This is a genomic window from Agrobacterium vitis, assembly GCF_013337045.2.
GTDB lineage: Bacteria > Pseudomonadota > Alphaproteobacteria > Rhizobiales > Rhizobiaceae > Allorhizobium > Allorhizobium vitis_B.
In genome coordinates, this window is sequence record NZ_CP118259.1 from 2,053,025 (window position 1) to 2,077,607 (window position 24,583).

Consider the following 24,583-nt stretch of genomic DNA (forward strand, 5'->3'; position numbering starts at 1 on the left):
GGTTCCACTTTTCCCTGACAAATCTTAGCTTGACCAAACTTTAGTTCGACTGGCGGCGCAAGAAGGCCGGGATTTCCAGCTGATCGTCATCATGGGCCGCGCGCTGCTGCGGCACCTGACGACCCTGATCGTCCAGACTGCCACGACGCGGTGCGTAGAGGCTTGCTTCCGGCGACAGCGGACGACGCTGCTGCGAGGCGGCAGCCGGTGCTGGTGCAGTCATGTCGGAAGCGACATTGTCTTCCTGACGGCCGAGCGAGTTGGTGATGCGGCGCAGCAGCCCCATCGGACCACGATCCTCGGACGCCTGCTGGGCGGCAGGCTGGTTGCGGTGGTCCAGCTCCGCCTGCACGACCGGCGAGAAATCCTCGACCTTCGGCATGCGGGACTGTTCGGGCTGGCGCATGACCGGCGCGGCAGGTTCCTGGCGCATGACAGGAGCAACCGGCTCCTGGCGGAAGGCTGGCTGTGGCGCAGCAGCAGGCTGCATGGCAGGCGTTGGCTGCGGCGCACGGGCTACCGGCTGTTCCGGAGCGGCAAACGAGGAGAACAGCTTGCTCTGCGGGCGGAAATCGTCAGCAGGCTGGGCAGCAGCAGGCTGCTGCACCTCAGGCTGGGCATGCATGGCGGCCTGACGGGCGACAGCGATTTCCAGTTCGCGTTCCATTTCAGCTTCAGCATTGCGGATCTGCTCGGCGACCGGATCAAGCGGGCGCGTTGCAAAGATCGACGGAGCTGCGGCAACCGGAGCTGGAGCTGGTGCCGGGGCAGCAGCAACAGGTGCTGGCTGAGGCGCCGGAGCGGCAGGAGCAGGTGTGAAGGCAGCGGAAGGACGAATCGCTGACTTGGCAGAGATCGTGCGCATTTCAGCGCCGCGGGCTTCCAGCGCATTGGCGGCGCGGTCGATGCCGGTGGCAACAACCGATACGCGGATCAGGCCTTCCAGCGCTTCGTCGAAGGTGGCGCCGAGGATGATGTTAGCGTCGGCATCCACTTCTTCGCGGATACGGGTTGCGGCTTCGTCGACTTCGAACAGCGTAAGGTCGCGACCACCGGTGATGGAGATCAACAGGCCCTGGGCGCCCTTCATCGAGGTTTCGTCGAGCAGCGGGTTGGCAATGGCAGCTTCGGCAGCCTGAAGCGCACGGCCTGGGCCGGAAGCCTCGCCGGTGCCCATCATGGCGCGACCCATCTCACGCATCACCGAGCGAACGTCGGCGAAGTCGAGATTGATCAGGCCTTCCTTGACCATCAGGTCGGTGATGCAGGCAACGCCGGAATAGAGAACCTGGTCGGCCATCGCGAAAGCGTCAGCAAAGGTCGTCCGGTCGTTGGCAATGCGGAACAGGTTCTGGTTCGGGATGACGATCAACGTATCGACCGACTTCTGCAGCGCATCGATACCGGCTTCGGCCAGACGCATGCGGCGCGCGCCTTCGAAATGGAAGGGCTTGGTGACGACGCCAACCGTCAGGATGCCTTTGTTACGGGCAGCCTGGGCAACGACCGGAGCCGCACCGGTGCCGGTGCCGCCGCCCATGCCGGCGGTGACGAAGCACATATGTGTGCCGTTCAGGTGATCGATGATCTCATCGATGCATTCTTCGGCAGCTGCGCGGCCGACTTCCGGCTGCGAACCGGCGCCGAGGCCTTCGGTAACATTGGCGCCGAGCTGGATGATCCGCTCTGCCTTGGTCATGGTCAGGGCCTGGGCGTCGGTGTTGGCAACAACGAAATCCACCCCCTGAAGACCAGCGGTGATCATGTTATTGACGGCATTGCCGCCGCCGCCGCCGACGCCGAACACGGTAATGCGCGGCTTGAGTTCGGTAATATCCGGCTTGTTCAGATTGATGGTCATGTTACCCGTTCCTTCTTTCCCTGGCCGCATCGCCACGCTAGCCATGTCTTGTCTCTTGATCGCGCGCCCCGAATCGATTTTTCACCCGCAAGGCGCAGGTCCTCAAAAACTCTCTTTCAACCATTGTCCCACGCGCATCATGCGGCTGTTGCCGGAGCCAGAGGAGAACAAGCCTCCCTGCCCCACGGCGATCTCCTGATCGGCCACCTGCGGATAGATCATCAGACCTACCGCAGTGGAGAAAGCCGGTCCCTTGGCCGCCACAGGCAGGCCAGAGACCCCCATCGGGCGACCAATCCGAACATTGCGGGCGAGCATCCGCCGCGCAACTTCCGGAAGACCGGTCAACTGGCTTGCGCCACCGGTCAGAACCAAACGCTTGCCGACCACGGGGCTAAAGCCCGATGCGTGGATTCGGTCGCGAATCATCTCCAGAGTCTCTTCAATACGCGCTTGAATGATTCGCGTCAGCAAAGAACGTGGAACCTGGATCGGTAAATCGCGATCGTCTTCGCCGATTGGCGGAATTGCAACAACATCGCGCTCCTCAGAGCCATTGGCAAAGGCCGAACCATGCACGACCTTCAACCGCTCCGCATCCTCGATGCGGGTCGAAAGACCACGCGCCAGATCCGTGGTGACATGATGGCCGCCAATGGCGATGGCATCCGTATGGATCAGCTTACCCTCGGCAAATACCGAGATCGTTGTGGTGCCGCCACCCATGTCAATGGCGGCGCAGCCCAGTTCGACTTCGTCGTCCACCAGAGCGGCAAGGCCGCTGGCGTAAGGCGTCGCCACCAGGCCCTCGACCGTCAGATGGGCGCGGTTGATGCAAAGCTCGAGATTTTTCAGCGCCGGCCGTTCCGCCGTCACCACATGCATGTCGACACCCAGCGTATCGCCGAACATGCCAAGCGGATCGCGGATGCCACGCTCGCCATCCAGCGAAAAGCCGGTCGCCAGCGAATGCAGCAGCACGCGGTCACGACGTTGCGACTGGTGGCTTGCAGCCGACAGAACCCGCTTGAGATCGGCGCTTTCCACTTCCTGGCCGCCAAGATCGATGGTGGCGGTATAAACGTCCGAACCGATCCGGCCAGCCGAAACATTGACGATCAGGCTGTCGACAGTCAGGCCCGCCATGCGCTCGGCGGCATCGACTGCAAGCCGCACGACGCTTTCTACCGATTCAATATCGGAGATCACGCCGGACTTCATGCCACGTGAACGCTGGTGGCCGATGCCGATCACTTCGACATGATGGGTCCGGCCTGGCAGGACATCGCTTTCCTTGCGCGGCGTCAGCCGACCGATCATGCAGACCACTTTGGTAGAGCCGATATCGAGAACCGAAACGACATGGCTGCGCTTGTGCGAGAGAGGTTTCATACGGGGCAATCCGAAAGAGGAACCGAAGACGCTCATGTCTCTTTCTCCGCCTTGGCGAGGGCCTTGGCGCGAGCCGTCACCGCAGCCTGACGGCGCACCAGCGCTTCGGGCGTCAATTGGACGGTCATGCGGTCTGAAAGGCGAAGATCAACGGCGGCAATGTCGCGGTCCAGCAATTGGTGATCCGCTTCCATCTTCGCCAGACGCGCCATCGCGCCATCGACATCGTCTTCCGGCAACCTCACCACGACGCCATTGTCGAGATAGAGATCCCAGCGACGGCTGGCGACGCGCACATAAGCTTTGACGCGACCGGTAATCTGAGGCCAGGTCGCAAACTCTCCGGCAATGTCCTGGGCTGCCACTTCGGCATCACGGCCAACGAACAGCGGCAGGGTGGCAAATTTATTGTCACGCAGCGGCGCGATGATGCTGCCGCTCTTTTCGATCAGCGACAGGTCGGTGCCATGCTGCCAGATACCATAGGCCTCACGTTCCTTGATATTCACCTCGATGGTGCGCGGATAGATCTTGCGAACCTCGACTTGCTCTACCCACGGCAGATCCGCCACCTTACGGCGTGCGTCGTCGGCGTCGATAGCCACCAGGGAGGTCGCACCATCCAGACCCAGCGATTGCAGCACATCGATTTCGGATGTGTGAACATTGCCCGACAGCTTGACGTCTTCAACCGCAAAACCCGCAGTCGAGGTCATCGCTTCGGCAAAGTCCGGCCAGTGACCACCCTTGACGATACCGTAACCACCGACAGCAAGAATATAGGCTGCGAAGGAAACCTTGCCGAGATGCTCCGGCACAGCCACCCTGCCCGAGCAGAGAGCGACGACGAACCGCATCAGCCGACGAACCGGGCGCGGCAGGGCCATCAAACCGTCATCCGCCAGACTGGGCGCGCGATAAGGTGCAGCCTTGCTGCCCTTTGCCGATTTTTTGGCGCTTACCGTGAACACGACGCGTCCTCCACCATCCAGCTGACGAATTCACCAAAGGAAATGCCCGCATGCGCGGCCATTTCAGGCACAAGCGAGGTCGGCGTCATGCCCGGCTGGGTATTCACTTCCAGCCAGATCAAGTCGCCATCTTCGGAAAATCGGTCGTCGTAACGGAAGTCGGACCGACTGACGCCACGGCACCCGATCGCGTTATGGGCCCCGACAGACAAGTCTTGTATTTTTTGGTAAATTTTCGGTGAAAGTTGCGCAGGAATGACATGGGTCGAGCCGCCCGCAGCGTATTTGGAGTCGTAATCGTAGAATGTATTGGCCTTGGCGATCACCTCGGTCACAGCCAGCGGCTTACCATCCATGACACCGCAGGTCAGCTCACGGCCAGCCACATAGGATTCAACCATTACGGTATCGCCGTAGCGCCACTCCGAGGAGCCAAGGATCTGCGGTGGATGCGACTGATCCTCCTTGACGATCACCACGCCGAAACTGGAACCTTCCCGCACTGGCTTGACGACATAAGGCGGCTCGATCGGATGGATATTGCCGATCTCAAAGCGCGACATCTGCCGGGCAAAAGCCACGGGAATACCCGCCGCCGCCGCTACGATCTTCGCCTGCGCCTTATCCATTGCCAGCGCCGAGGCCAGCACACCGGAATGCGTATAGGGAATGGAGAGATATTCGAGGATGCCCTGAATGGTGCCATCTTCACCGAAAGGACCATGCAAAGCATTGAAGACCACATCAGGCTTCAATTCCTGAAGCACGCTGGCGATATCGCGGGTGACATCGACCCGCGTCACGCGGTAGCCCTGCTCCTCAAGCGCCGATGCGCAAGGGGTGCCAGAGGCCAGACTGACTGGCCGCTCCGACGAAAATCCTCCCAGCAATACGGCAACATGCTTCTTAGCCATTCACGCACCCAAACAAAACAATCGCGGTTTTCCGCCTTACCTTTGCGCCCGACTTGCGGCGCGAATCGCGCCGGTTCATGCACCTGACATGATAAAACGCCATTAAGGTTAACGAACCGTTTACAGGTGTTAACGGCCAAAAATTACTTTTATTTTTCTGGGAGTTATCGAGGGGCGCCCGATGGGTTCGGCCCCAGAACGGAAGGCGCAGGCCCTCAGTGAAGCAGGCCATGCCGATGGGTGAGAACAGAGACAGCACACTGGGTACCGGCAGCGACATGATGGCCGGAATAACAAAAAGCCGTGCCGAGGGAACAATGAGAACCCTATACAGCACGGCTTCAAATTCATCGATCACGTCAACCCGAAGAGGGTCAACGCTTCATCAAGGCTTGGAAACAGACGAGCAGCCCGATATCGAAACGCAACTTAATACGTTCGATGCGAAGCCGCACATCCGTATCAGGGTTCCACAACGCCTGGAACTCGCCGTCCATCGGGAAGCCGGCAGCTACAAGGCGCGCCAGGCGGCAGTGGCCTGCGAACCGGGCAAACCAGCGGCGGCATACCGCGCCGTGGCGGCGGTGCGACACAGGATGGCGGCGGCGGCATTGCCCCCGGCCCCGGGGGCACAGGACCTGGACCTGGTGGCGGTGGCGGCATTTGTGCAATGGCTTGCCCCGCCATTAGCACGATAGAACAGACGAAAAGAAACCGTTTCATAAATCCACTCCGGAAGCCGCACCGAATAAATCCTGTCATTGATGACGGGAAAATATCGGAGCGATTAAGTCAACAAATCCCACAGTTTGCACTTGTCGACATCGCGATTATATAAATATTTTATAAACAACAACAATGATAAAAGTCAATCTAAACTTCGTTCGTCTAAAGGCACACAGAGATGAGCCGATCGGTCATCCTGATGGTTTCCGACGATTTTCAAGCGATGTTCCCCGCATGACGATTGACCAGGAAAACACCGCTTATAGCGCCCAAATAAGCAGGACCAGTTGAAATTGCCTATGCAAATGCGTAAAGCCAACCGCTAACGACAAGTGCCGCATACTCTTTCAACATACGGCACGATTGCGAAAAACCACCATTGAACTCAAATTGGACCCCATCACCATGACTGATGCGATACGCACCGTATCGCCGTCCGCCGAGCCGCTGGCACCTGTTGCATTGAATTCTCCTGCACGAGTCCTGACGGCAAGCCTGGTCGGCACCACAATCGAATTCTTTGATTTCTACGTCTACGCCACTGCCGCCGTCCTGGTTTTCCCGGCGCTGTTCTTCCCCAACAGCGATCCGATGACGGCTCTGCTGGCGTCTTTTGCCACATTTTCCATCGCATTTTTCGCCCGTCCGCTGGGTGCTGTGGTGTTCGGCCATTTCGGTGATCGTATCGGCCGCAAGACGACGCTGGTGGCGGCTCTGCTGACCATGGGCATTTCCACCGTGGTGATCGGCCTTCTGCCAACCTATGCACAGATCGGCGTATTTGCGCCGTTGCTGCTGGCACTTTGCCGGTTTGGGCAAGGTTTTGGCCTTGGTGGCGAATGGGGTGGAGCCGTGTTGCTGGCCACCGAAAACGCCCCGGAAGGCAAGCGCAACTGGTATGCAATGTTCCCGCAGCTTGGCGCACCGATTGGCTTGTTCCTGTCTTCGGGCATTTTCTGGCTGCTGCTGCATGTGATTTCCAAGGACGACCTGCTGGCCTGGGGCTGGCGCGTTCCGTTCCTGGCTTCCACCCTGCTGATCGTCATCGGTCTTTGGGTGCGTTTCTCGATTTCCGAAACGCCCGCCTTCCAAAAGGCCATGGACGCCCATGAGCGGGTGGCTGTGCCGGTTGCCGAAATCTTTGGCAAATACAAGCGCAGCCTGTTCCTCGGCACCTTCGTGGCGCTGGTCACCTTCGTGCTGTTCTACATCGGCACGGCATGGCTGCTGTCCTACAATATCAAGGTCTTGCAGATCCCCTTCCTCGACGCTCTGGAAATCCAGATCATGAGCTCGGTGGTGTTCGGCATCTTCATTCCGCTGACGGCCAAGGTCGGTGACAAGATCGGCCGACGCAAGGCACTGATCGGCATCACCGTGATGATCGCCGGTTTCTCCTTCCTGCTGCCGGTTCTGCTGACCTCAGGTGAGACAGGCGTGGCAATCTTCGCCGCAGGCTCCATGGCCTTGATGGGCATGACCTATGCGTTGATCGGGGCAGCCCTTTCGGCACCCTTCCCCACCAATGTCCGCTATACCGGCGCCTCGCTGACCTTCAATTTCGCAGGCATCGTTGGCGCGTCGCTGGCGCCCTATGCGGCCACCTGGCTCCAGACCAATTACGGCATGGCCTATGTCGGCTACTATCTCGGCCTTGCTGCGGTGATCACGCTGGTCTGCATTCTCGCCTCTCGGAAGGGTGAAGTTTAAGCGTCTTAAAGCCCGGCACGCCGGGCTTCTTCTGGCGATATTGAATCAGATTCTGAACAACAAAAAACGCCGCCAAGTGATTCACCTGGCGGCGTTTTTTATGAATTCGCTGTTGAGTTTATTCGCTCGTCACGCCCATGAAGGGCCGCACTTCGCTGCCGGGCATGAACAGGCCGAGGCGCTTGATTTCCCATTGCAGCTTGATGCCGGACTGTTCGAATACCTGACCACGAATGGTCTCGCCCAGATATTCGAGATCGTAGGCCGTGGCATGGCCGACATTGATCATGAAATTGCAATGCAGCGACGACATTTGTGCGCCACCGATCATCAGACCGCGTCCGCCGACTTCATCGATCAATTCCCAGGCGGAATGGCCTTCCGGATTTTTGAAGGTCGAGCCACCAGTCTTTTCCTTGACCGGCTGCACGGTTTCGCGGTGCTGGCGCACGGCGTCCATTTCAGCCCGGATCGCGGATTTCTCCTGGGGGAAGCCCTCAAACAGACCGCTGATGAAGATCAAACTTTCCGGTGCCGAGGAGTGACGGTAACCATAGCCCATGTCAGCCTTGGACAGCACATGCAGATTGCCCTGGCGATCCACGGCCTCGACCTCAACCACCCGCTCTGCCGTCTCGCCGCCATTGGCGCCAGCATTCATCCTGAGCGCACCGCCGATCGAGCCGGGAATGCCATAGTAGAACGCGAACCCGCCGATATTGTTGTCCATCGCCATGGCGGCGATATGCTTGTCCGGGCAGATGGCACCGGCGCGGATGCGGTTTTCGCCTTCCAGCTCAAGGCCGCCAAACCCCTTGGCCGACAGGCGGATCACCACGCCGGGAATACCGCCATCGCGCACCAAAAGGTTGGAGCCGACACCGACAACGGTGAGCGGCACATCATCGGGCAGCAGTTTCAGGAAGGTGACCAGATCGTCCCTGTCGTGCGGCTGGAACATCAGTTCCGCCAAACCGCCCGCCTGGAACCACGTCACCCGGTCCATCGGCGCGTCCGGTGTCAACCGTCCCCGCAGCGCATCCACACCCGGCCCCAAGCGGGCCAGCAGCTTTTCCCCATCCACCTGTTTCATTCCGATTTTCCCGAAAGCGCTTGCAATTCTGAAGGCAGCGCCGCTGCCCATTGTGTAATATTTCCAGCCCCCAACAGGACCACAAAGTCACCCGGCTGTGCAATGGCCGAAATGATCCCTGCCAGCTGATCCGGTGAGGCCAAATAGCGCACATCGCGATGGCCGCCCGATCGGATGCGCGATACCAGCGCTTCAGAATCGATGCCCTCGATGGGATCTTCTCCCGCAGCATAAACTGGCGACAACAGAATACTATCGGCATCGTTGAAGCAATTGGCGAAATCCTCGAATAGACTCGACAAACGCGAGAAGCGATGCGGCTGATGCACGGCGATGATCCGGCCCTTGCAGCTCTCGCGGGCCGCCTTCAGCACGGCCTTGATTTCCACCGGATGGTGGCCGTAATCGTCAAACACCTGCACGCCGTTCCATGTGCCGGTCAAGGTGAAGCGCCGCTTGACGCCGCCGAACGTGGACAGGCCCTTGCGGATTGCTTCCTCGGAAATATCCAGCCGGTTGGCGACGGCAATGGCCGCGCAAGCATTGGAAATATTGTGGCGGCCCGGCATCGGCAGGGTCAGGTCTTTGAAGTTGAAAACACGGCCCGTGCGGCGACGGCGGATTTCCACATCGAAAATCGACTTGGTGCCTTCGTTGCGCACATTGAAAAACCGCACATCGGCCTGCGGGTTTTCACCATAGGTGACGACCTTACGGTCCTCGATCCGGCCAACCAGCGCCTGCACTTCGGGGTGATCGAGGCACATGACCCCAAAACCGTAGAACGGCACATTCTCGACGAACTGCCGAAACGCGGCACGCACGGCGTCAAAATTGCCATAATGGTCCAGATGCTCCGGGTCGATATTGGTGACAACAGCCACATCGGCAGGCAGTTTCAGGAAAGTGCCGTCCGATTCGTCAGCCTCAACCACCATCCACTCACCCTCACCCATGCGGGCATTGGTGCCATAGGCATTGATAATGCCGCCATTGATCACAGTCGGATCGAGCTGGCCCGCCTCAAGCAGCGCCGCCACCATCGAGGTGGTCGTCGTCTTGCCATGCGTGCCGCCAATGGCGATGGCATTTCGGAACCGCATCAGCTCGGCGAGCATTTCGGCGCGACGCACCACTGGCAGCAGCTTTTCACGCGCGGCCACCAGTTCGGGATTGTCTTTCTTGATGGCGGTGGAAACGACAACGACCTCGGCATCACCAAGGTTCTCCGGCTTGTGGCCAACAAACACCTCGATGCCCTTGGCACGCAGGCGCTGCACATTGGCGCTTTCGGCCTGATCCGATCCCTGTACCCGATGGCCGAGATTGTGCAGCACTTCGGCAATGCCGCTCATGCCGATCCCGCCGATCCCGATGAAATGCACCAGACCGATGCTCTTCGGCATTTTCATGCTTTCACGTCCTTCATAGTCTTCACGTCCTTGCCTTCGGCAATAGTCTGAACCAGATCAGCAAGCAAGCCTGCTGCCAGCGGTTGTCCCGCACTTCGCGCCGAGGCCGCCATTTGGGCCAGTTTGGCCGGGCTGGTCATCCAGTCCTTCAACAACGCCGACAGCTTTTCCGGCGTCAGATCCGATTGCGGCACGACAACCGCACCACCCTGACCGGAAATCGCCGCCGCATTGGCGGCCTGGTCGTGATCCAGCGCATAGGGATAGGGAACCAGCACCGCAGGGCGACCAATCACGCCCAACTCCGATACGGTAGACGCGCCGGAGCGGGAAATCACCATTTGCGATGCGCCGATCCGTTCCGCCATATCGCCGAAGAACGGCGAGACCGACGCGGGAACCTTCAACTTCTCATAAAGCGCCTTCACCCGGTCGGCATCTTCCAGCCGTGCCTGCTGCGTTATCCGCAGGCGCGCGCGCAACACGTCGTCCAGAATGCAGATGGCGCTCGGCACGGCATTGGAAAAATGCTGGGCGCCCTGGCTGCCGCCAAACACCACAAGTTCGAATGGATCGCCATCGCCGGACGGCTGATAATCCGTCTTGGAGGCCGCCAACACGGCAGGCCGCACAGGATTGCCAGTCACCACGGTCTTGTCGGCATAGGCACCGCCCGCTGGCAAGAAGCCACCGGCAATGGCCTTGACCCTTGGCGCCAGAAACCGGTTGGCCCGGCCCATCACAGCGTTCTGCTCATGGATAACCGTGGCAACACCAAGCGCGCGCGCCGCTAGCAAGGGCGGGATGGTCGGATAGCCGCCAAACCCGATCACCACTTGAGGCTTCAAGCCTGCGATCAGGGTGCGAGCGGCACGATAACCGCGCCACAAGGTCAAAAGCGCTTTCGCGACGGCAATCGGATTTTTCGAGCTGATGGTGGCAGAAGGCACGACATGGATGGCGTCGGCTGGGAACTTGCCCGCATAGCGCTCGGCGCGGCTATCCGTCACCAGATGCACGCTATAGCCCCTGGCCCTCAGTTCATGAGCCAGCGCCTCGGCTGGAAACAGATGGCCGCCGGTTCCCCCGGCGGCAAGAAGAATGAGACCTTTGGTCATGATTTACTCCGCTGGCCCCTATTCTGCTGGAACACCCTGGACCGACCTGAACAAGCGTCGCTCCTGCGAGCGCTTTTCCGGCCGGTGGCGCGTCAGCGCCAGAATGAAGCCCGCTGTCACTCCGATCGCCACCATGGAAGACCCACCATAGGAGATCAAGGGCAGCGTCATGCCCTTGGCGGGCAGGAGTTCCAGGTTGACGCCGATATTGATCATCGACTGCACACCGATTTGCAGGATCAGGCCAGCCACCGCGAACCGATTGAAGTCATTGCGTTCACGAAAGGCATGGCCGAGACCGCGAATGACCAGAAAGGCGAAGATCGACACCAGCAGCAGGCAGAAAATAATGCCGAACTCCTCGGCAGCCACCGAAAAGATGAAGTCGGTATGGGCATCGGGAATGATCCGCTTGACGATGCCTTCACCCGGCCCGACCCCAAACCAGTTGCCGCGAATAATCGCCTCACGCGCCGTATCCACCTGGAACGTATCGCCCTCGCCGGTCAGAAAGCGGTCGATACGGCCAGCCACGTGCGGCATGGTGTAATAGGCAATCGTCGAACCAGCCCCACCGACCAGGGCCAGCACGATGATGAAGATCCACGGCACGCCCGCCATGAAGAACATGCCGCTCCACACCACGGAGGTCAGGATGGTCTGGCCGAAATCCGGCTGGACCATCAATAGCGCCACGACGACCATGAACAGCAGGATAGCAAAGAAATTGCCCGGAATATCCGGCTGGCGGGCATGTTCGGCAAACAGCCAGGCGCAAACCACCACGAAGGCGGGCTTCATGAATTCCGAAGGCTGGATCGACAGGCTGCCGAAATTGATCCAGCGATGCGCGCCCTTGACCTCCGGCCCGAAGAACAGCGCCAGGATCATCAAGGCGATCGAGGCAAGCAGGATGAGGACAGCGGCGCGGCGCACCTGCCGGGGAGACAGGAAGGACAGGCCGACCATGGTCGCAAGACAAGGAATGGTAAAGGCGGCCTGACGGCGCACAAAATGGAAACTGTCCAGCCCGATGCGCTCAGCCACCGCTGGAGACGCGGCAAAGGACAGCATGAAGCCAATGCCGAGAAGCACGATGAATGTTACCAGAAAGAGCCGGTCGATGGTCCAGAACCAATCCGCCAAAGCTCCACGTTCTGCACGGCTTACCATGTCATGTCTCTCCTGAAGCCTGTTGGATCAGCATCGTCACATCGTCAAGCCCGGCTACCAGCGAAACGAAGGCTTCGCCCCTGACTTCAAAATTCTTGTACTGGTCGAAGCTTGCGCAAGCCGGGGAGAGCATCACCGCAACCTCGCCGCCGTTCATATCGTCTTGCGCATCGGCGCTGGCATGGGCAAGCGCCCGGTCCAGCGTGCCGGAAATTTCGTAAGGAACGGCATTGCCGAGCGTGGCGGCAAAGCCGGACGCCGCCTCGCCGATCAGATAGGCCTTGGCAATGCGCGCAAACAGCGGCGAAAGGCTGGCAATCCCGCCTTGCTTGGGCAGGCCGCCAGCAATCCAGTAGATCCGCTCGTAACTGGACAAGGCCGGTGCAGACGCCTCGGCATTGGTCGCCTTGCTGTCATTGACGAACACCACATGTCCCCGCCGCCCGACAGGCTGCATCCGGTGTTTCAACCCTGCAAAGGAGGACAAGCCAGCCTGGATTTGCTCTTTCGATAAACCGACCGTCAGGCAAGCGGCAATGGCCGTTGCCGCGTTCTGAGCATTGTGGCTGCCACGCAGCGTGGCGATCCCGTTCAGGTCGGCGATCAGATCGGCGGCTCCACCCGAGCCACGCATAATCCGCTGGCCGTCATTGTAAAGACCGTCGGTCAAAGGCTGGCCCTTGGAAATCCGCACGACCTCTTTGCCCGCCTCTTCGAGCCGTGTGGCGATCTCAAGGCAATAAGCGTCATCGACGCCGATGATCGCCACACCGCTGCCAGACACCAGCCGCTCCTTCACCGCCGCATAACTCTCCATGCTGCCGTGGCGGTCGAGATGGTCGGGGGTGAGGTTGAGGAGAATGCCCGCCGTCGGATCAATGCCGGGGGCAAGATCGATCTGGTAAGACGAGCATTCCACCACATAATAACGATCAGGTGCAGGTGGCTCCAGGGTCAGCACCGCCGTGCCGATATTGCCGCCCATCTGCACGTCATAGCCGTTGTGGCGAAGAATATGACCGATCAGCGCCGTGGTGGTCGATTTGCCATTGGTGCCGGTAATGGCGATGAACGGGCAATCTGGCGCTTTCGCCCGACGCTCGCGCACGAAAAGCTCGATATCGCCGATGATCTCGACGCCTGCTGCCTTTGCCAGGTCCACAGTCCAATGCGGTTTTGGATGGGTCAGCGGCACGCCCGGCGACAAGACAAAGGCGGAAAGCCCGCTCCAGTCGATTTGGCGCAGATCCCGCGCCTCCAGCCCTTCTGCCCGCGCTTTCTCAACGCTGTCAGGATTGTCATCCCAGACCGTCACCGCTGCCCCACCAGCCACCAGGGCGCGAGCCGTGGCGAGGCCGGAGCCGCCAAGCCCGAACAGGGCGACGCTGCAATTGGAAAAGCTGGTGACCGGGATCATCGCGCCCTCACCGCAGCTTCAGCGTGGCAAGGCCCAGCATGGCAAGGCCGACAGCAATGATCCAGAACCGGATGACGACCTGGCTTTCCGTCCAGCCCTTCTTTTCGAAATGATGATGGATCGGCGCCATCAGAAACACACGCTTCTTGGTGCGCTTGTACCAGAACACCTGGATGATGACCGACAGGGTTTCCATGACGAACAGCCCGCCGATGATTACCATGACGATCTCGTGCTTGGTGGCAACCGCCACCGTGCCGATCAACCCGCCCAAAGCCAGCGAACCGGTATCGCCCATGAAAATTGCCGCTGGCGGCGCATTGAACCACAGGAAGCCAAGTCCGGCCCCGATGACCGCGCCGAGAATGACGGCCAGTTCGCCGGTGCCCGGCACGAAATTGATCTGCAAATATCCTGAGAACACCGCATTACCGGCGAGATAGGCAATCAGCCCGAAGGCCGCCGAGGCGATCATCACAGGCACAATGGCCAAACCGTCCAGCCCGTCCGTCAGGTTGACGGCATTCCCGGCGCTGACGATGACGAAGCCGCCAAACACGATGAAGAAATAACCGACATTGAGCAGCGCATCCTTGAAGAACGGAAACGCGATGGAGGTCGCCAGATGCGGGCCTTGCGGCGCGGAAATCTTTGCCGCTTCCATCATGAAAAATACCGCGATACCGGCAATCAGAAACTCGATGGCCAGCCGCGCCTTGCCGGAAAAGCCCTTGTCCGACTGTTTGGTGACTTTCAGGTAGTCGTCGTAAAAGCCGATGGCACCGAAACCCAGCGTCACCAGCAGTGTTGCCACCACATAGACATTGGACAGATCAGCCCAAAGCAGTGAGGAGCCGACAATACCCGCCAGAATCATCAACCCGCCCATGGTTGGCGTACCGGATTTCTTGAAATGGGTCTGCGGCCCGTCGGCGCGGATCGGCTGGCCCTTGCCCTGGCGCACTTTGAGAGAGGCGATGATCTTCGGTCCAAACAGGAAGACGATCAAGGCTGCCGTGAACATCGCCGCCCCGGTCCGGAAGGTGATGTACCGGAACAGGTTGAAAAATTGTACGTGGTTTGCGAGTTCGACGAGCCAAATCAGCATCAAAGGCACTTTCTAACATCTATCCAGCCCGCGACGCGGGTCCGGCATTAGCCTATTCTGGGCGGCGGGTGTCGTCCAATGGGGGATACTTGTCAAGCAAAGCCGCGACAATCTTGCCAAAACCGATGCCCAGCGACGACTTGACCATCACCACATCACCACCGTGAACAGAGGCGACGGCAAAAGCGGCCAGATCTTCAGCGGTGTCGAAAGACGCAACGGAAACGGTCTCCGGCAATTGCGCGCGCAGTGCCGCCATGGCGGGTCCGGCCAGCCAGACATGCTCGATCCCGGCGGCCAGCAGAGGGCCAGCCAGATCGGCGTGCAATTCTTCAGAAAACTCGCCCATCTCCAGCATATCGCCAAGCACCGCGATGCGACGACCCTCGCCACGCGGCTGGGCGGCGGCCAGGACGGCAATCGCGGCACGCATAGAGGCGGGGTTGGCGTTATAGCTTTCATCAATTAGCGTGAAGAGACCCGAGGCACAGCGCAGACGATGGCGCTCCCCCCGGCCCTTGACAGGCGACAAGCGGCTCAGTGCATCGACCGCACCGTCAAGATCGGCACCCAGAAGACGGGCCGCGCCCAGCGCCGCCATGGCGTTTTCAGCGATGTGACGGCCAGGCGCCGCAATCACCACTTCACGGGTCTCGCCATCGATAATTGCCCAGGCGGTCGAGCTTTCGGCAGCGCCATCAAATTCTGCCAGCCGGAATTCCGCCTTGGCATGCTGGCCGAAGGAATGGATGTGGGTGATGCCCGCTTCCTGCGCCTTGTGTTCCAGATACTCGAAATAGGGATTGTCGTGGTTTAAAAGCACGCCGCCATTGGCCGCGACACCGGAAAAGATTTCCGCCTTGGCATCGGCGATCTCATCGACGCTGGCGAAATTGCCGAGATGGGCAGGCGCAATGGTGGTGATAACAGCCAGATGCGGGCGGACCATCTGCACCAACGGGGTGATTTCGCCGGAATGATTCATGCCGATCTCAAACACACCGAATTGCGCGCTGGCTGGCATCCGCGCCAGCGTCAGCGGCACGCCCCAGTGATTGTTGAAGGAGGCAACAGCCGCGTGCACTTCACCTGACGGTGCAAGCACCTGACGCAGCATTTCCTTGGTCGTCGTCTTGCCGACTGAGCCGGTCACAGCCACGATCCTTGCCCTTGAGCGGGCGCGGGCAGCGATGGCAAGCCTTCCCAGCGCCTGCAACACATCGTCAACGACGATCATTGGCACGGTCAACCGGCCGAGCGCTGGCAGTTTGGCCTCGTTGACCACCATCAGCGCCGCGCCATTCGCCACGGCGATGCTGGCATAATCATGCCCGTCCACCCTATCGCCCTTGATGGCGAAAAAGGCTTCTCCGGGCTGGATGCTGCGGCTGTCGATGGAAATGCCGGTAATGCCCGGCGGCATGGTACCGACCGGGCGTCCGATCATGGCCGCAACCAGATCTTCGATGGTCCAGAGCAAGGTCAAGGGTGAAACTCCTCCATGGCTTTGCGGATTTCGGCGTGATCGGAAAACGGCAGCGTCTGCGCGCCGACAATCTGGCCCTCTTCATGGCCCTTGCCAGCAACAATCAGCGTATCGCCGGTCGCAAGCATTGCCACACCGGCGCGGATTGCCTGGGCGCGGTCACCGATCTCAATACCTTTCGGAGAGGCCGCCATCACCTCACCGCGAATGGTGGCCGCCACTTCCGAACGTGGATTGTCATCGGTGACGATAACGATATCGGCCAGCCGGTCGGCGATCTCGCCCATGATTGGGCGTTTGCCCTTGTCGCGGTCGCCGCCACAGCCAAACACCACGATAATCCTGCCGCTGGTAAAGGGCCTGACCGCCGTCAGCACCTTTTCCAAGGCATCCGGCTTATGAGCGTAATCGACATAGGCGAGCGCACCGCTTTTCGCCTGCCCCACCAGTTCCAGGCGGCCCGAAGCGCCTTGCAGTTTTTCCAGTGCTTTCAGAGCAACCGAAACCTCGACGCCGGTGGAAATGGCAAGACCGGCGGACACCAGCGCATTGGCAATCTGGAAATCCCCCGCCAGCGGCAGATCAACCTCATAAATCGCGCCTTGATGATGAATTTCGGCAATCTGCTTGTGGCGGAAGTGCTCGACCCGTTTCAGGCTGAGAAAATCCCCGGCCCGGCCAACGGTGCGCACATCATGACCCGCCTGCCTTGCCACCCGGATTGCTTCCGCCGACCATTCGTCATCGGCAAAGATCACCGCAGGAGACCCCTTGGGCAGCAGGGTGTCGAACAGGCGCATCTTGGCGGCCATGTAATCGGCAACGGTTGGATGATAATCCATATGGTCGCGGCCAAGATTGGTAAAGGCGGCAGCGGCAAGCCGCACACCATCCAACCGGCTCTGGTCGAGACCATGGCTGGAGGCTTCCATGGCCGCGTGGGTCACGCCCTCTTGCGCAAGGTCTGCCAGCAATTGGTGCAGGGCAACCGGATCGGGCGTGGTCAGCGAACCGTAATCGCTGCGAGTTGGGGAAATCACCCCGGTCGTGCCAATCTGCGCACTGGCAAGCCCGGCATACGCCCAGATCTGGCGGGTGAAAGAGGCAACCGATGTCTTGCCCGCCGTGCCGGTTACCGCCACCATGGTTTCCGGCTGACCGGAATAGAAGCGGGCGGCAAGACGTGCCAGCGCGTGGCGCGGCTGGTCGGTAACCAGAGCCGGAACGGCAATATCCAGATGAGAACCGGAGAGCACGGCAGCAGCGCCCCGCGCTACCGCATCGGCAACGAAACCCGCGCCATCGGCCTTGACGCCTTGCAAGGCCACGAACAGCATGCCGGGTTCAACCTTGCGGCTGTCGGCGGTTAGGCCGGTGATTTCAACGTCGCCAACCAGACCATCCAGTGGTCCGGTCAGATCCCCAAAATCGCCGCTGGCGAGATCTCGCAATTTCATCGTCTACCTGTCCCCTGCCGCGCAGCAGGAGCAGAGCCCTGCGGCAACGGCGAATCAATCACCCTCAATATGAGACGAGCATATCATTGCCCACCTGACCATAATTGGGTTCTACACCGAGAATTGGGGCCGTTCTGCGAATAACGTCACGCACGATCGGCAAAGCGGTAAAGGCGGAAATCGTTCCTCCACCCTCGCCGCTCAAGGGTTCGTCGATAAAGCTTAGAACCACATAGCGCGGCTTGCTCATCGGGAAGGCACCCAGAAATGCGTTGAAATTCAGCTTGTTATCGTAGCGACCGTTGACGACCTTATCGGCTGTCCCCGTTTTGCCGCCGACATCGAGACCGGGGACGCGCGCGCCACGACCGGAACCGTTAATGCCGTTATATTCAAAGAGATAACGCATATCGGCGCTGGTGGATGGCTTAAGCACCGCCTCGGCCACTTCATTGGCCTCATCCACAGTGCGCGGCAGGAATGTCGGCTGGATCAGTTTGCCGCCATTGATGAGTGCCGCACCGGCAACCGCCGTCTGCAGCGGCGTCGTTGCAACACCGTGACCAAATGAAATGGTGACCGAGCTGATCTTCTTCCACTCGCCCCGTGGCTGAGACGGCATTTTTACTTCCGGCAGTTCCGTCTTCATCTTGGTCAGAAGACCGAGACGGTTCAGGTATTCCTTCTGCTCGGGAATACCGACCACGTCGATGATCTTTGCCGTGCCGATATTGGAGGAATATTTGAAAATATCGGGAACGCTCAGGAATTTGCTCTGGCCGTGAAAGTCGTGAATGGTAAATCCACCGATTTTCAGTGGATAGCGTGCATCGAACACGTCGGTCAGCTTCACCCGACCGGTATCAAGCCCCATCGCCATCGTGAAAGATTTAAAGGTCGAGCCCATTTCGAACGTACCGTTCGACATCCGGTTCAACCAGCCTTCCTTAGCGCCTTCCTCGGGCTTGTTGGGGTCGAAATCGGGATAGGACGCCATGCCCAGCACTTCGCCGGTCTCGACATCCAGCACCACGGCACCCGCCGACTTGGCCTTGAAATTCACCTGGGCTGCCGCCACCACGTCATGCACGATATTCTGGACACGCAGGTCGATGGAAAGCTTGACCGGTTCCAGCGGCGCATTGCTGGTCATGCCGAGATCGGCCAGATCCGCCAGGCCCTGATTGTCGATATATTTTTCCATCCCGGCCATGCCGCGATTGTCGATATTGACGAAACCGACAATATGGGCCGCCGTGGAACCGCCGGGATAGAAACGGCGAATTTCCGGACGGAAGCCAATGCCGGGAATGCCCAGCGCCAAGATCTGGCTCTGCTGCTTGGGCGTCAACTGACGGCGAAGCCACTGGAAATGCGATTTCGACGAGAGTTTCTTGTAGGTGTCGCGGCTATCGAGATCAGCCAGCACCGTTTGCAGCTTTTCGACGGCTTCATCCACATCGACAATCTTATGCGGCTCTGCAAACAGCGACACCGTCCTGATATCGGTGGCCAGAACCTGGCCATTGCGATCGAGAATATCGGGACGCGCCGCCATCAGCCGATCCGGCGGCATGATGCTGGAGGTGCTTTCGGGATGGGCATAGCCGTATTGCACCAGCCGACCGCCAATCACGCCATAGACCAGCGTGAAACCGAGGATCAGCAGGCCGACGCGGCGCTTGGCCATATCGGCCTTGCGCTTGCCAGCGCCTTCGAACGCACGGCCCTTGCCGCGCACGGCGCCACGGCGCACATCGGTGGAGAAATGGGCCCGGCTTTTCAGGAGCATCATGCGAGAAAGAAAAGTCATCAGCGTTTCACCGATCCGGTTATGACCTTATCCATCGGCACGGGGACCGGTTTACCATTCACCATCTTAATGCCATCCGCGATCTTGGGACCGCCTGTCTTGGCCGCCGGGGCCTGTACCACAGGCACCTGGGATTTCAGCATCGGCAATTCATTGGCTCGCGCCAACTGGTTGGGATCGGTCTGCTGGAGCTTCAGCTCCTGACCAAAGGTATTGGCCAGTTTTTCGAGACGATTCGGCTGGGTCAACAAGGCCCAGTCAGCCTGGAGAAGCTCGATCGTATCCTTCTCCAGCTTGATCTCGGCTTCGATACGCTTCAGATCCTGCACTTTCTCATCGGTATTGTGCTTGATCTGGTACGTTACGGCTGCCGCTGCCGCCATGGCGCCAATCATCACGATGTCAAAGGTTCGCAACATGGTTCAGGCCCCCAACCGTTCGATTTCCGCAAGATCCGGCAAATCGAAAATGGAAAAATCGGCCTTCATGGCTGGATGTGCGGTACGGATGCCCGCGCGTAGTTTTGCAGAACGGGCACGAGGATTGATCTCGGCCTCCTCTTCTGTGGCTGTCACCATTCCCTTACCGACCGGCTCAAAGGTTGCCGGGCGCTCGAACGCCATAGGCATATGGCGCGAACCGGCGGCCTTGCCGGAACGGTCTGAAAAGAATTTCTTGACGATACGATCTTCAAGCGAATGAAAGGTGACGACAACCAGCCGCCCACCCGGCTTCAAGGCCCGCTCGGCAGCAAACAGTGCCTCGGCCAATTCGCCAAGCTCATCATTGACGAAGACCCGCAAGGCCTGAAACACCCGCGTCGCCGGATGTATCTTGTCCTTCGCCTTGCGCGGCGTCACGATCTCGATCATGCCCGCCAGATCGCGTGTGGTCTGGAAAGGATGATTGACGCGGCGCTTTTCGATGGCGCGCGCAATGCGGCCGGATTGCTTTTCTTCGCCCAGAAAGCCGAAAATCCTGATGAGGTCACCAACCTTGGCCCGGTTGACGACATCGGCGGCAGACACGCCCGTGCCGGACATCCGCATATCGAGCGGCCCGTTGCGCTGGAAGGAAAACCCACGCTCGGCCTCATCAATCTGCATGGAGGAGACGCCTATATCCAGCACGATGCCATCCAGCCCGCCTTCGGGGGCAAAATTATCCAGCGTGGAAAACCGGGTATGGTGAAGCGTGAGATGACCCGCCCGAGAGGCGACCATGGCTTGACCGCCAGCAATGGCGTTCGGATCACGGTCGAGCGCGATTACATCAGCGCCAGTATCGAGAATGGCTGAGGTATAACCACCCGCTCCAAACGTGCCATCCAGGATAACCTTACCGGCAGAGGGCTCGAGGGCATCTATGACAGGCTCGAGAAGAACCGGAATGTGACGGACCGGTCCGCCTTCGGCTTCAGCATACCCTCCGCCAAGATCCGTCACCATTCCGCTTCTCCGTCTCAAACTATCTCCACTTTTCTTTGAAAAGTGGAGATAGTCTACATCATTGCATTTGCGCATTTCAGGACGGAAAACCGGTTTCCACTTTTCCTGGAAATGCTCTAACTGGACCCCGCCCTCTTCAGACCAAGTCCCCTTCTTGCCGCCGCCTGCGCCTCGTGAAACGCCTGCGGCTGCCACACTTGAAAATGATCCGAGCGACCGACAAAGGTCACCTCGGACGCAATCCCCGTAAAGTCGCGGATAAAATCCGTGACCATCAGACGCCCCTCGCTGTCGAGGCGCATGAAAACGCCGCCCCCATGTACGAGAAGCGACATTTCGTTGGCAACCGGCGAAAACGGATCCTCGCCGACAATTTGCCGTTCGTAGCGCTCCAACAGATCCGGACCACCGATACTGATCGCCGGAAAGGTGAAATCCTGGAAGCAATAAAGCTCCTGAATGCCCCGCCCCACCAGAACAGCACGAAACGCCGCCGGAACGGAAACCCGCCCCTTCGCATCGATCCGGTTCGTCGCATTGGACAAGAAGCGGTTCATAACGCTTTACCGCCGCCCTTTTCCCATCTACGCGGCCCACACATCCGCATTTCCATTGATACACCCGAGCAGGCATGCCCATTGCCGCAAGGTCGAAACAGGAAAAATAGCCCTTCAGGACCTGCTTCGCAGTTTCGCATGTCGGGGCCGTTATTCGCCCCTCGGCAGTGCAATTATGGGATAACATGGGACACCATGGGCGTCAATGGGATTAGGGTTGGCAAACCAGTCTACTGCATCGGAAATTTATAACCCGTTAAGATTAATGAATAGTTATTACGGCTTGCGGGCAGCAAACTACCTATATCCGCAAGCATGCTTTTTAAGCACTTGAAAATAAATGTAAATTAGAAGGTGAAGGCAAAAATGACGCGGGTGCGCCTTTGCTTTTTCAACCCGAAGCGACGCCTTTGAGCGGCCCGCGATAGGAAACACCAGTCGGCCTGTAAGCCGGGTTCTGTATGGCCCCGGTTTCCCGGAACGTGGCAGCCATTCATCTGGGACGATACTTGCGCACCGCCTCTCGCAACCCACCCGGATGACTGGCCCGAAAACCGGCTGTAGCGCAACTTGCGTTGCACCCGCGTCATCCCTATTCGGTCTTGCTCCCGGTGGGGTTTACCATGCCGTCCCTGTCACCAGGAACGCGGTGGGCTCTTACCCCACCCTTTCACCCTGACCCCGATAAACGGGGCGGTCTGCTTTCTGTGGCACTTTCCCTGAGGTCGCCCTCGCCGGACGTTATCCGGCACCGTGTTTCCGTGGAGCCCGGACTTTCCTCACCCTACCGCCTTTCGGCATTGGTAAAGCGCGGCTGCCCGGCCGACTGGTTCGGCGTGATTAACGGAGACATCTGGAGAAAGCCACCGAAATCATCCGCTCAGACGAAAACAGGGGTGAAATCTGCATCATAACCCTCATGCGCAATCGTGCCGCGCAGGATAAACTCGGCACCCAAACGGCCAATTTCATCCGAGCTTTTCGCCGCCGCCCCGCAGCCACCGGTCAGAACGGCGATGCGCGGGCTGTCGCTAAACCCGATGGCCGGATAGCCGCTCCCCGTAAAGGAGGTCACACAGGGTGCCATCGACACCGGCGCCTGAGCAACTCCTGGCACCAGCGATCTGCAAATGAGCGCCAGATGATCGCGGGCGCTTTCCCGTCCGCCACCCCTGAACCAGGCTCGGATTTCGGGCTCCGTCTTCAGCCTGACATCATCGGGATCGCCGCCGATTTTGAGATAGGTTTTACCGTCAGGATAGCGCACCGGTGGCAGCAGATAGATATGATCGCGCGGATTGGACGGCTCGTGAATGAGCGACGGCATGCCGTGATAGGCTGGCAGATCCTGATCGGCGATTTCGAAAAAGGTAACGGTGCGGGCATAAACCGACAGATCGATCCGGCGCGGCAACAACGTGTCGGCAATGGAAAACCCGCCCGTGGCAACCAGCAGCTTTTCGGCTTTCAACGCCTTGCCGCCTGCGGTCGTGACCACCGCATGTCCGCCCTCGTCACGAATGCCGATAACCACATCGTTGATCAGAGACGCTCCCGCCCGAGCCGCCAGCAGCGACTGGGCCTCCACCAACCGGCGCGGATTGACGTAGCCGGCGTGATGCGCCTCATAAATCCCAATGGAAACAGGCTCGAAACGGAAATAACCGAAATGCTCAGCAAGACCGGCATGGTCGAAGGACTGTGTTGAAATGCCAAGCCCTTCGGCAGCGCGCGCCGCCTTGTCGACATAGTCGGAATGACCATCCGGGCTCGTCCCGACAATCAGGCAACCGGCTTCGTGGTAAAACCGGATACCGCTCTGCTGTTCGATTTCACTGTAGCGGGCAATCGACGCATGTGCGAGCTTTGCCCAGACAGGATCGCCATCGATGGTGCGAGTGATTCGGGCTTCGTCGTAATGGCTGGCAAAGACGCCTTCGTGGCTTTGCTTGTCGGCAGGCTCATCCGGCCCAACCAGTGCCACGCCATCCGTTTGCAAGGCCAGGTGCCGCGCTGCCGCCGCCCCCATCATACCGCGTCCGATAATGAGATATTTGAAGACCTGATCCGTCATGCCGCTCGTCCAGAATGATTTGCCAACTGGATAGCATTATCAATCAAACTTGCCATTCAGTTTGATTGATCTGACGCAAGAACCGGCAGAAACTGCGGTTCTTGCGTGATCGTCAAACCGTCTCACCCACATGATCGGCAGAAGGGACGCTGTCAGGTTTTCAGCTGTTTTCAAGCGCCGCTTCAACCTGACCGCAATATTGCTTGGAAACCGGGTTCATGCGGGTCGCGCCGTGGCCTGCATTGTAGCGCAGGATGGCACCGCAGGTATCACCGCCGCCGAGCTGGTGGGCCATGGCGAGATATTTCATCCCGTATTTGAGATTGGTGGAAGGGTCGTAAAGCCCGGCGACAGTGCCGGTATAGCCCATGGCGCGGGCGGTGGCGGGCTTGATCTGCATCAGACCAACTTCGCCATGCGTGCCGCGCGCTTTCGGATTGAAGCCGCTTTCGATCTTCACCACGGCGCTGGCCAGCTCCACCGGCACGCCATATTGCTTGGCATAGGAAGAAATCAGGGCGTGATAGGGTGCCTTGCCAGTTGCCGCACCGGTATCGGCCTTCTGATCATCAGCCTCGGTTTTATTCGAGAGCCTGGTTTTCTCCAAGGGCTTGGCGAGGTCGGCTTGCTGTTTATTGGCACGCAACATGTCCATCAGGGTCAAGCCCTTGCCGGTATCAGCAGCCTCGGCGTGGGAAACAGCAGACATAGAAACGGCGATGCATGCCGCGGCAGCGAAAAGCGAGGTTTTCATGAAAAAGGTCAGTCTCCAGACAAAGGGGCGGACACGGATGCCAGCAAAGCGCACTATTTACCCGTCCACTGCCCAGCAAAGGACAGCGATGTTCATCGC

At 59.4% G+C, this 24,583-nt stretch carries 20 protein-coding genes and 1 other RNA gene; 2 read left to right on the forward strand and 19 right to left on the reverse strand.

Annotation, left to right across the window (positions count from 1 at the left end):
* Positions 1-40: 40 nt before the first annotated feature.
* The 4 genes from ftsZ to G6L01_RS10020 all read right to left on the reverse strand — a co-directional run bounded on the left by ftsZ (position 41) and on the right by G6L01_RS10020 (position 5,138).
* Positions 41-1,861, reverse strand: a complete 1,821-nt coding sequence (gene ftsZ / locus G6L01_RS10005; protein ID WP_070166426.1) for a cell division protein FtsZ — start codon at positions 1,859-1,861, stop codon at positions 41-43.
* A gap of 102 nt (positions 1,862-1,963) precedes the next feature.
* Positions 1,964-3,289: a cell division protein FtsA gene (gene ftsA / locus G6L01_RS10010; RefSeq protein WP_015916499.1), complete on the reverse strand. Its 1,326-nt coding sequence runs from the start codon at positions 3,287-3,289 to the stop codon at positions 1,964-1,966.
* Positions 3,286-4,224 carry a cell division protein FtsQ/DivIB gene (locus G6L01_RS10015; RefSeq protein WP_070166427.1) on the reverse strand — a complete coding sequence of 313 codons (939 nt, stop codon included), beginning with the start codon at positions 4,222-4,224 and terminating at the stop codon, positions 3,286-3,288. The genes ftsA and G6L01_RS10015 overlap by 4 nt, the downstream gene beginning before the upstream one ends.
* The gene (locus tag G6L01_RS10020) at positions 4,212-5,138 is read right to left on the reverse strand and encodes a D-alanine--D-alanine ligase (protein ID WP_070166428.1); all 927 of its coding nucleotides are present in this window, start codon (positions 5,136-5,138) and stop codon (positions 4,212-4,214) included. The genes G6L01_RS10015 and G6L01_RS10020 overlap by 13 nt, the downstream gene beginning before the upstream one ends.
* A gap of 236 nt (positions 5,139-5,374) precedes the next feature.
* Here G6L01_RS10020 and G6L01_RS10025 point away from each other — a divergent pair, with 236 nt between their 5' ends.
* The gene (locus tag G6L01_RS10025) at positions 5,375-5,836 is read left to right on the forward strand and encodes a hypothetical protein (protein ID WP_156584110.1); all 462 of its coding nucleotides are present in this window, start codon (positions 5,375-5,377) and stop codon (positions 5,834-5,836) included.
* A gap of 433 nt (positions 5,837-6,269) precedes the next feature.
* Positions 6,270-7,574 (forward strand): MFS transporter, encoded by a 1,305-nt coding sequence (locus G6L01_RS10030; protein WP_070166456.1) that lies wholly within the window; start codon positions 6,270-6,272, stop codon positions 7,572-7,574.
* A 118-nt stretch (positions 7,575-7,692) separates the two neighbouring features.
* On the opposite strand, the gene murB is transcribed toward G6L01_RS10030, so the two are convergent.
* From murB to G6L01_RS10105, 15 genes are all read right to left on the reverse strand, one after another.
* Positions 7,693-8,667: a UDP-N-acetylmuramate dehydrogenase gene (murB, locus tag G6L01_RS10035; RefSeq protein WP_070166430.1), complete on the reverse strand. Its 975-nt coding sequence runs from the start codon at positions 8,665-8,667 to the stop codon at positions 7,693-7,695.
* A complete protein-coding gene (gene murC, locus G6L01_RS10040) occupies positions 8,664-10,079 on the reverse strand; it encodes a UDP-N-acetylmuramate--L-alanine ligase (protein ID WP_070166431.1) in 1,416 nt (471 codons plus the stop codon). The genes murB and murC overlap by 4 nt, the downstream gene beginning before the upstream one ends.
* Complete coding sequence (gene murG, locus G6L01_RS10045; RefSeq protein WP_070166432.1) at positions 10,076-11,197, reverse strand: undecaprenyldiphospho-muramoylpentapeptide beta-N-acetylglucosaminyltransferase; 1,122 nt, start codon at positions 11,195-11,197, stop codon at positions 10,076-10,078. Before murG ends, murC begins: the two co-directional genes overlap by 4 nt.
* 18 nt (positions 11,198-11,215) lie before the next feature.
* The gene (gene ftsW, locus G6L01_RS10050) at positions 11,216-12,370 is read right to left on the reverse strand and encodes a putative lipid II flippase FtsW (protein ID WP_015916506.1); all 1,155 of its coding nucleotides are present in this window, start codon (positions 12,368-12,370) and stop codon (positions 11,216-11,218) included.
* A gap of 1 nt (position 12,371) precedes the next feature.
* On the reverse strand, positions 12,372-13,787 hold the full coding sequence (gene murD, locus G6L01_RS10055) for a UDP-N-acetylmuramoyl-L-alanine--D-glutamate ligase (RefSeq protein ID WP_070166433.1): 1,416 nt from the start codon (positions 13,785-13,787) through the stop codon (positions 12,372-12,374).
* A 7-nt stretch (positions 13,788-13,794) separates the two neighbouring features.
* Complete coding sequence (gene mraY, locus G6L01_RS10060; protein ID WP_060717637.1) at positions 13,795-14,895, reverse strand: phospho-N-acetylmuramoyl-pentapeptide-transferase; 1,101 nt, start codon at positions 14,893-14,895, stop codon at positions 13,795-13,797.
* A 52-nt stretch (positions 14,896-14,947) separates the two neighbouring features.
* Entirely contained in the window at positions 14,948-16,381 is a 1,434-nt protein-coding gene (locus tag G6L01_RS10065) for a UDP-N-acetylmuramoylalanyl-D-glutamyl-2,6-diaminopimelate--D-alanyl-D-alanine ligase (RefSeq protein WP_070166434.1), read from the reverse strand.
* Positions 16,378-17,838 (reverse strand): UDP-N-acetylmuramoyl-L-alanyl-D-glutamate--2,6-diaminopimelate ligase, encoded by a 1,461-nt coding sequence (locus G6L01_RS10070; RefSeq protein ID WP_070166435.1) that lies wholly within the window; start codon positions 17,836-17,838, stop codon positions 16,378-16,380. The genes G6L01_RS10065 and G6L01_RS10070 overlap by 4 nt, the downstream gene beginning before the upstream one ends.
* A gap of 64 nt (positions 17,839-17,902) precedes the next feature.
* Complete coding sequence (locus G6L01_RS10075) at positions 17,903-19,651, reverse strand: peptidoglycan D,D-transpeptidase FtsI family protein (protein WP_070166436.1); 1,749 nt, start codon at positions 19,649-19,651, stop codon at positions 17,903-17,905.
* A complete protein-coding gene (gene ftsL / locus G6L01_RS10080; RefSeq protein ID WP_060717641.1) occupies positions 19,651-20,070 on the reverse strand; it encodes a cell division protein FtsL in 420 nt (139 codons plus the stop codon). Before ftsL ends, G6L01_RS10075 begins: the two co-directional genes overlap by 1 nt.
* 3 nt (positions 20,071-20,073) lie before the next feature.
* Positions 20,074-21,099 carry a 16S rRNA (cytosine(1402)-N(4))-methyltransferase RsmH gene (gene rsmH / locus G6L01_RS10085; protein ID WP_070166437.1) on the reverse strand — a complete coding sequence of 342 codons (1,026 nt, stop codon included), beginning with the start codon at positions 21,097-21,099 and terminating at the stop codon, positions 20,074-20,076.
* Positions 21,100-21,215: 116 nt separating this feature from the next.
* On the reverse strand, positions 21,216-21,656 hold the full coding sequence (gene mraZ / locus G6L01_RS10090) for a division/cell wall cluster transcriptional repressor MraZ (RefSeq protein ID WP_070166438.1): 441 nt from the start codon (positions 21,654-21,656) through the stop codon (positions 21,216-21,218).
* 430 nt (positions 21,657-22,086) lie between these two features.
* An RNA gene (gene rnpB / locus G6L01_RS10095) (RNase P RNA component class A) lies at positions 22,087-22,486 on the reverse strand.
* A 50-nt stretch (positions 22,487-22,536) separates the two neighbouring features.
* Positions 22,537-23,730, reverse strand: a complete 1,194-nt coding sequence (locus G6L01_RS10100) for an NAD(P)/FAD-dependent oxidoreductase (protein ID WP_070166439.1) — start codon at positions 23,728-23,730, stop codon at positions 22,537-22,539.
* A 160-nt stretch (positions 23,731-23,890) separates the two neighbouring features.
* Positions 23,891-24,484 (reverse strand): lytic transglycosylase domain-containing protein, encoded by a 594-nt coding sequence (locus G6L01_RS10105; RefSeq protein WP_070166440.1) that lies wholly within the window; start codon positions 24,482-24,484, stop codon positions 23,891-23,893.
* Positions 24,485-24,583: the final 99 nt, after the last annotated feature.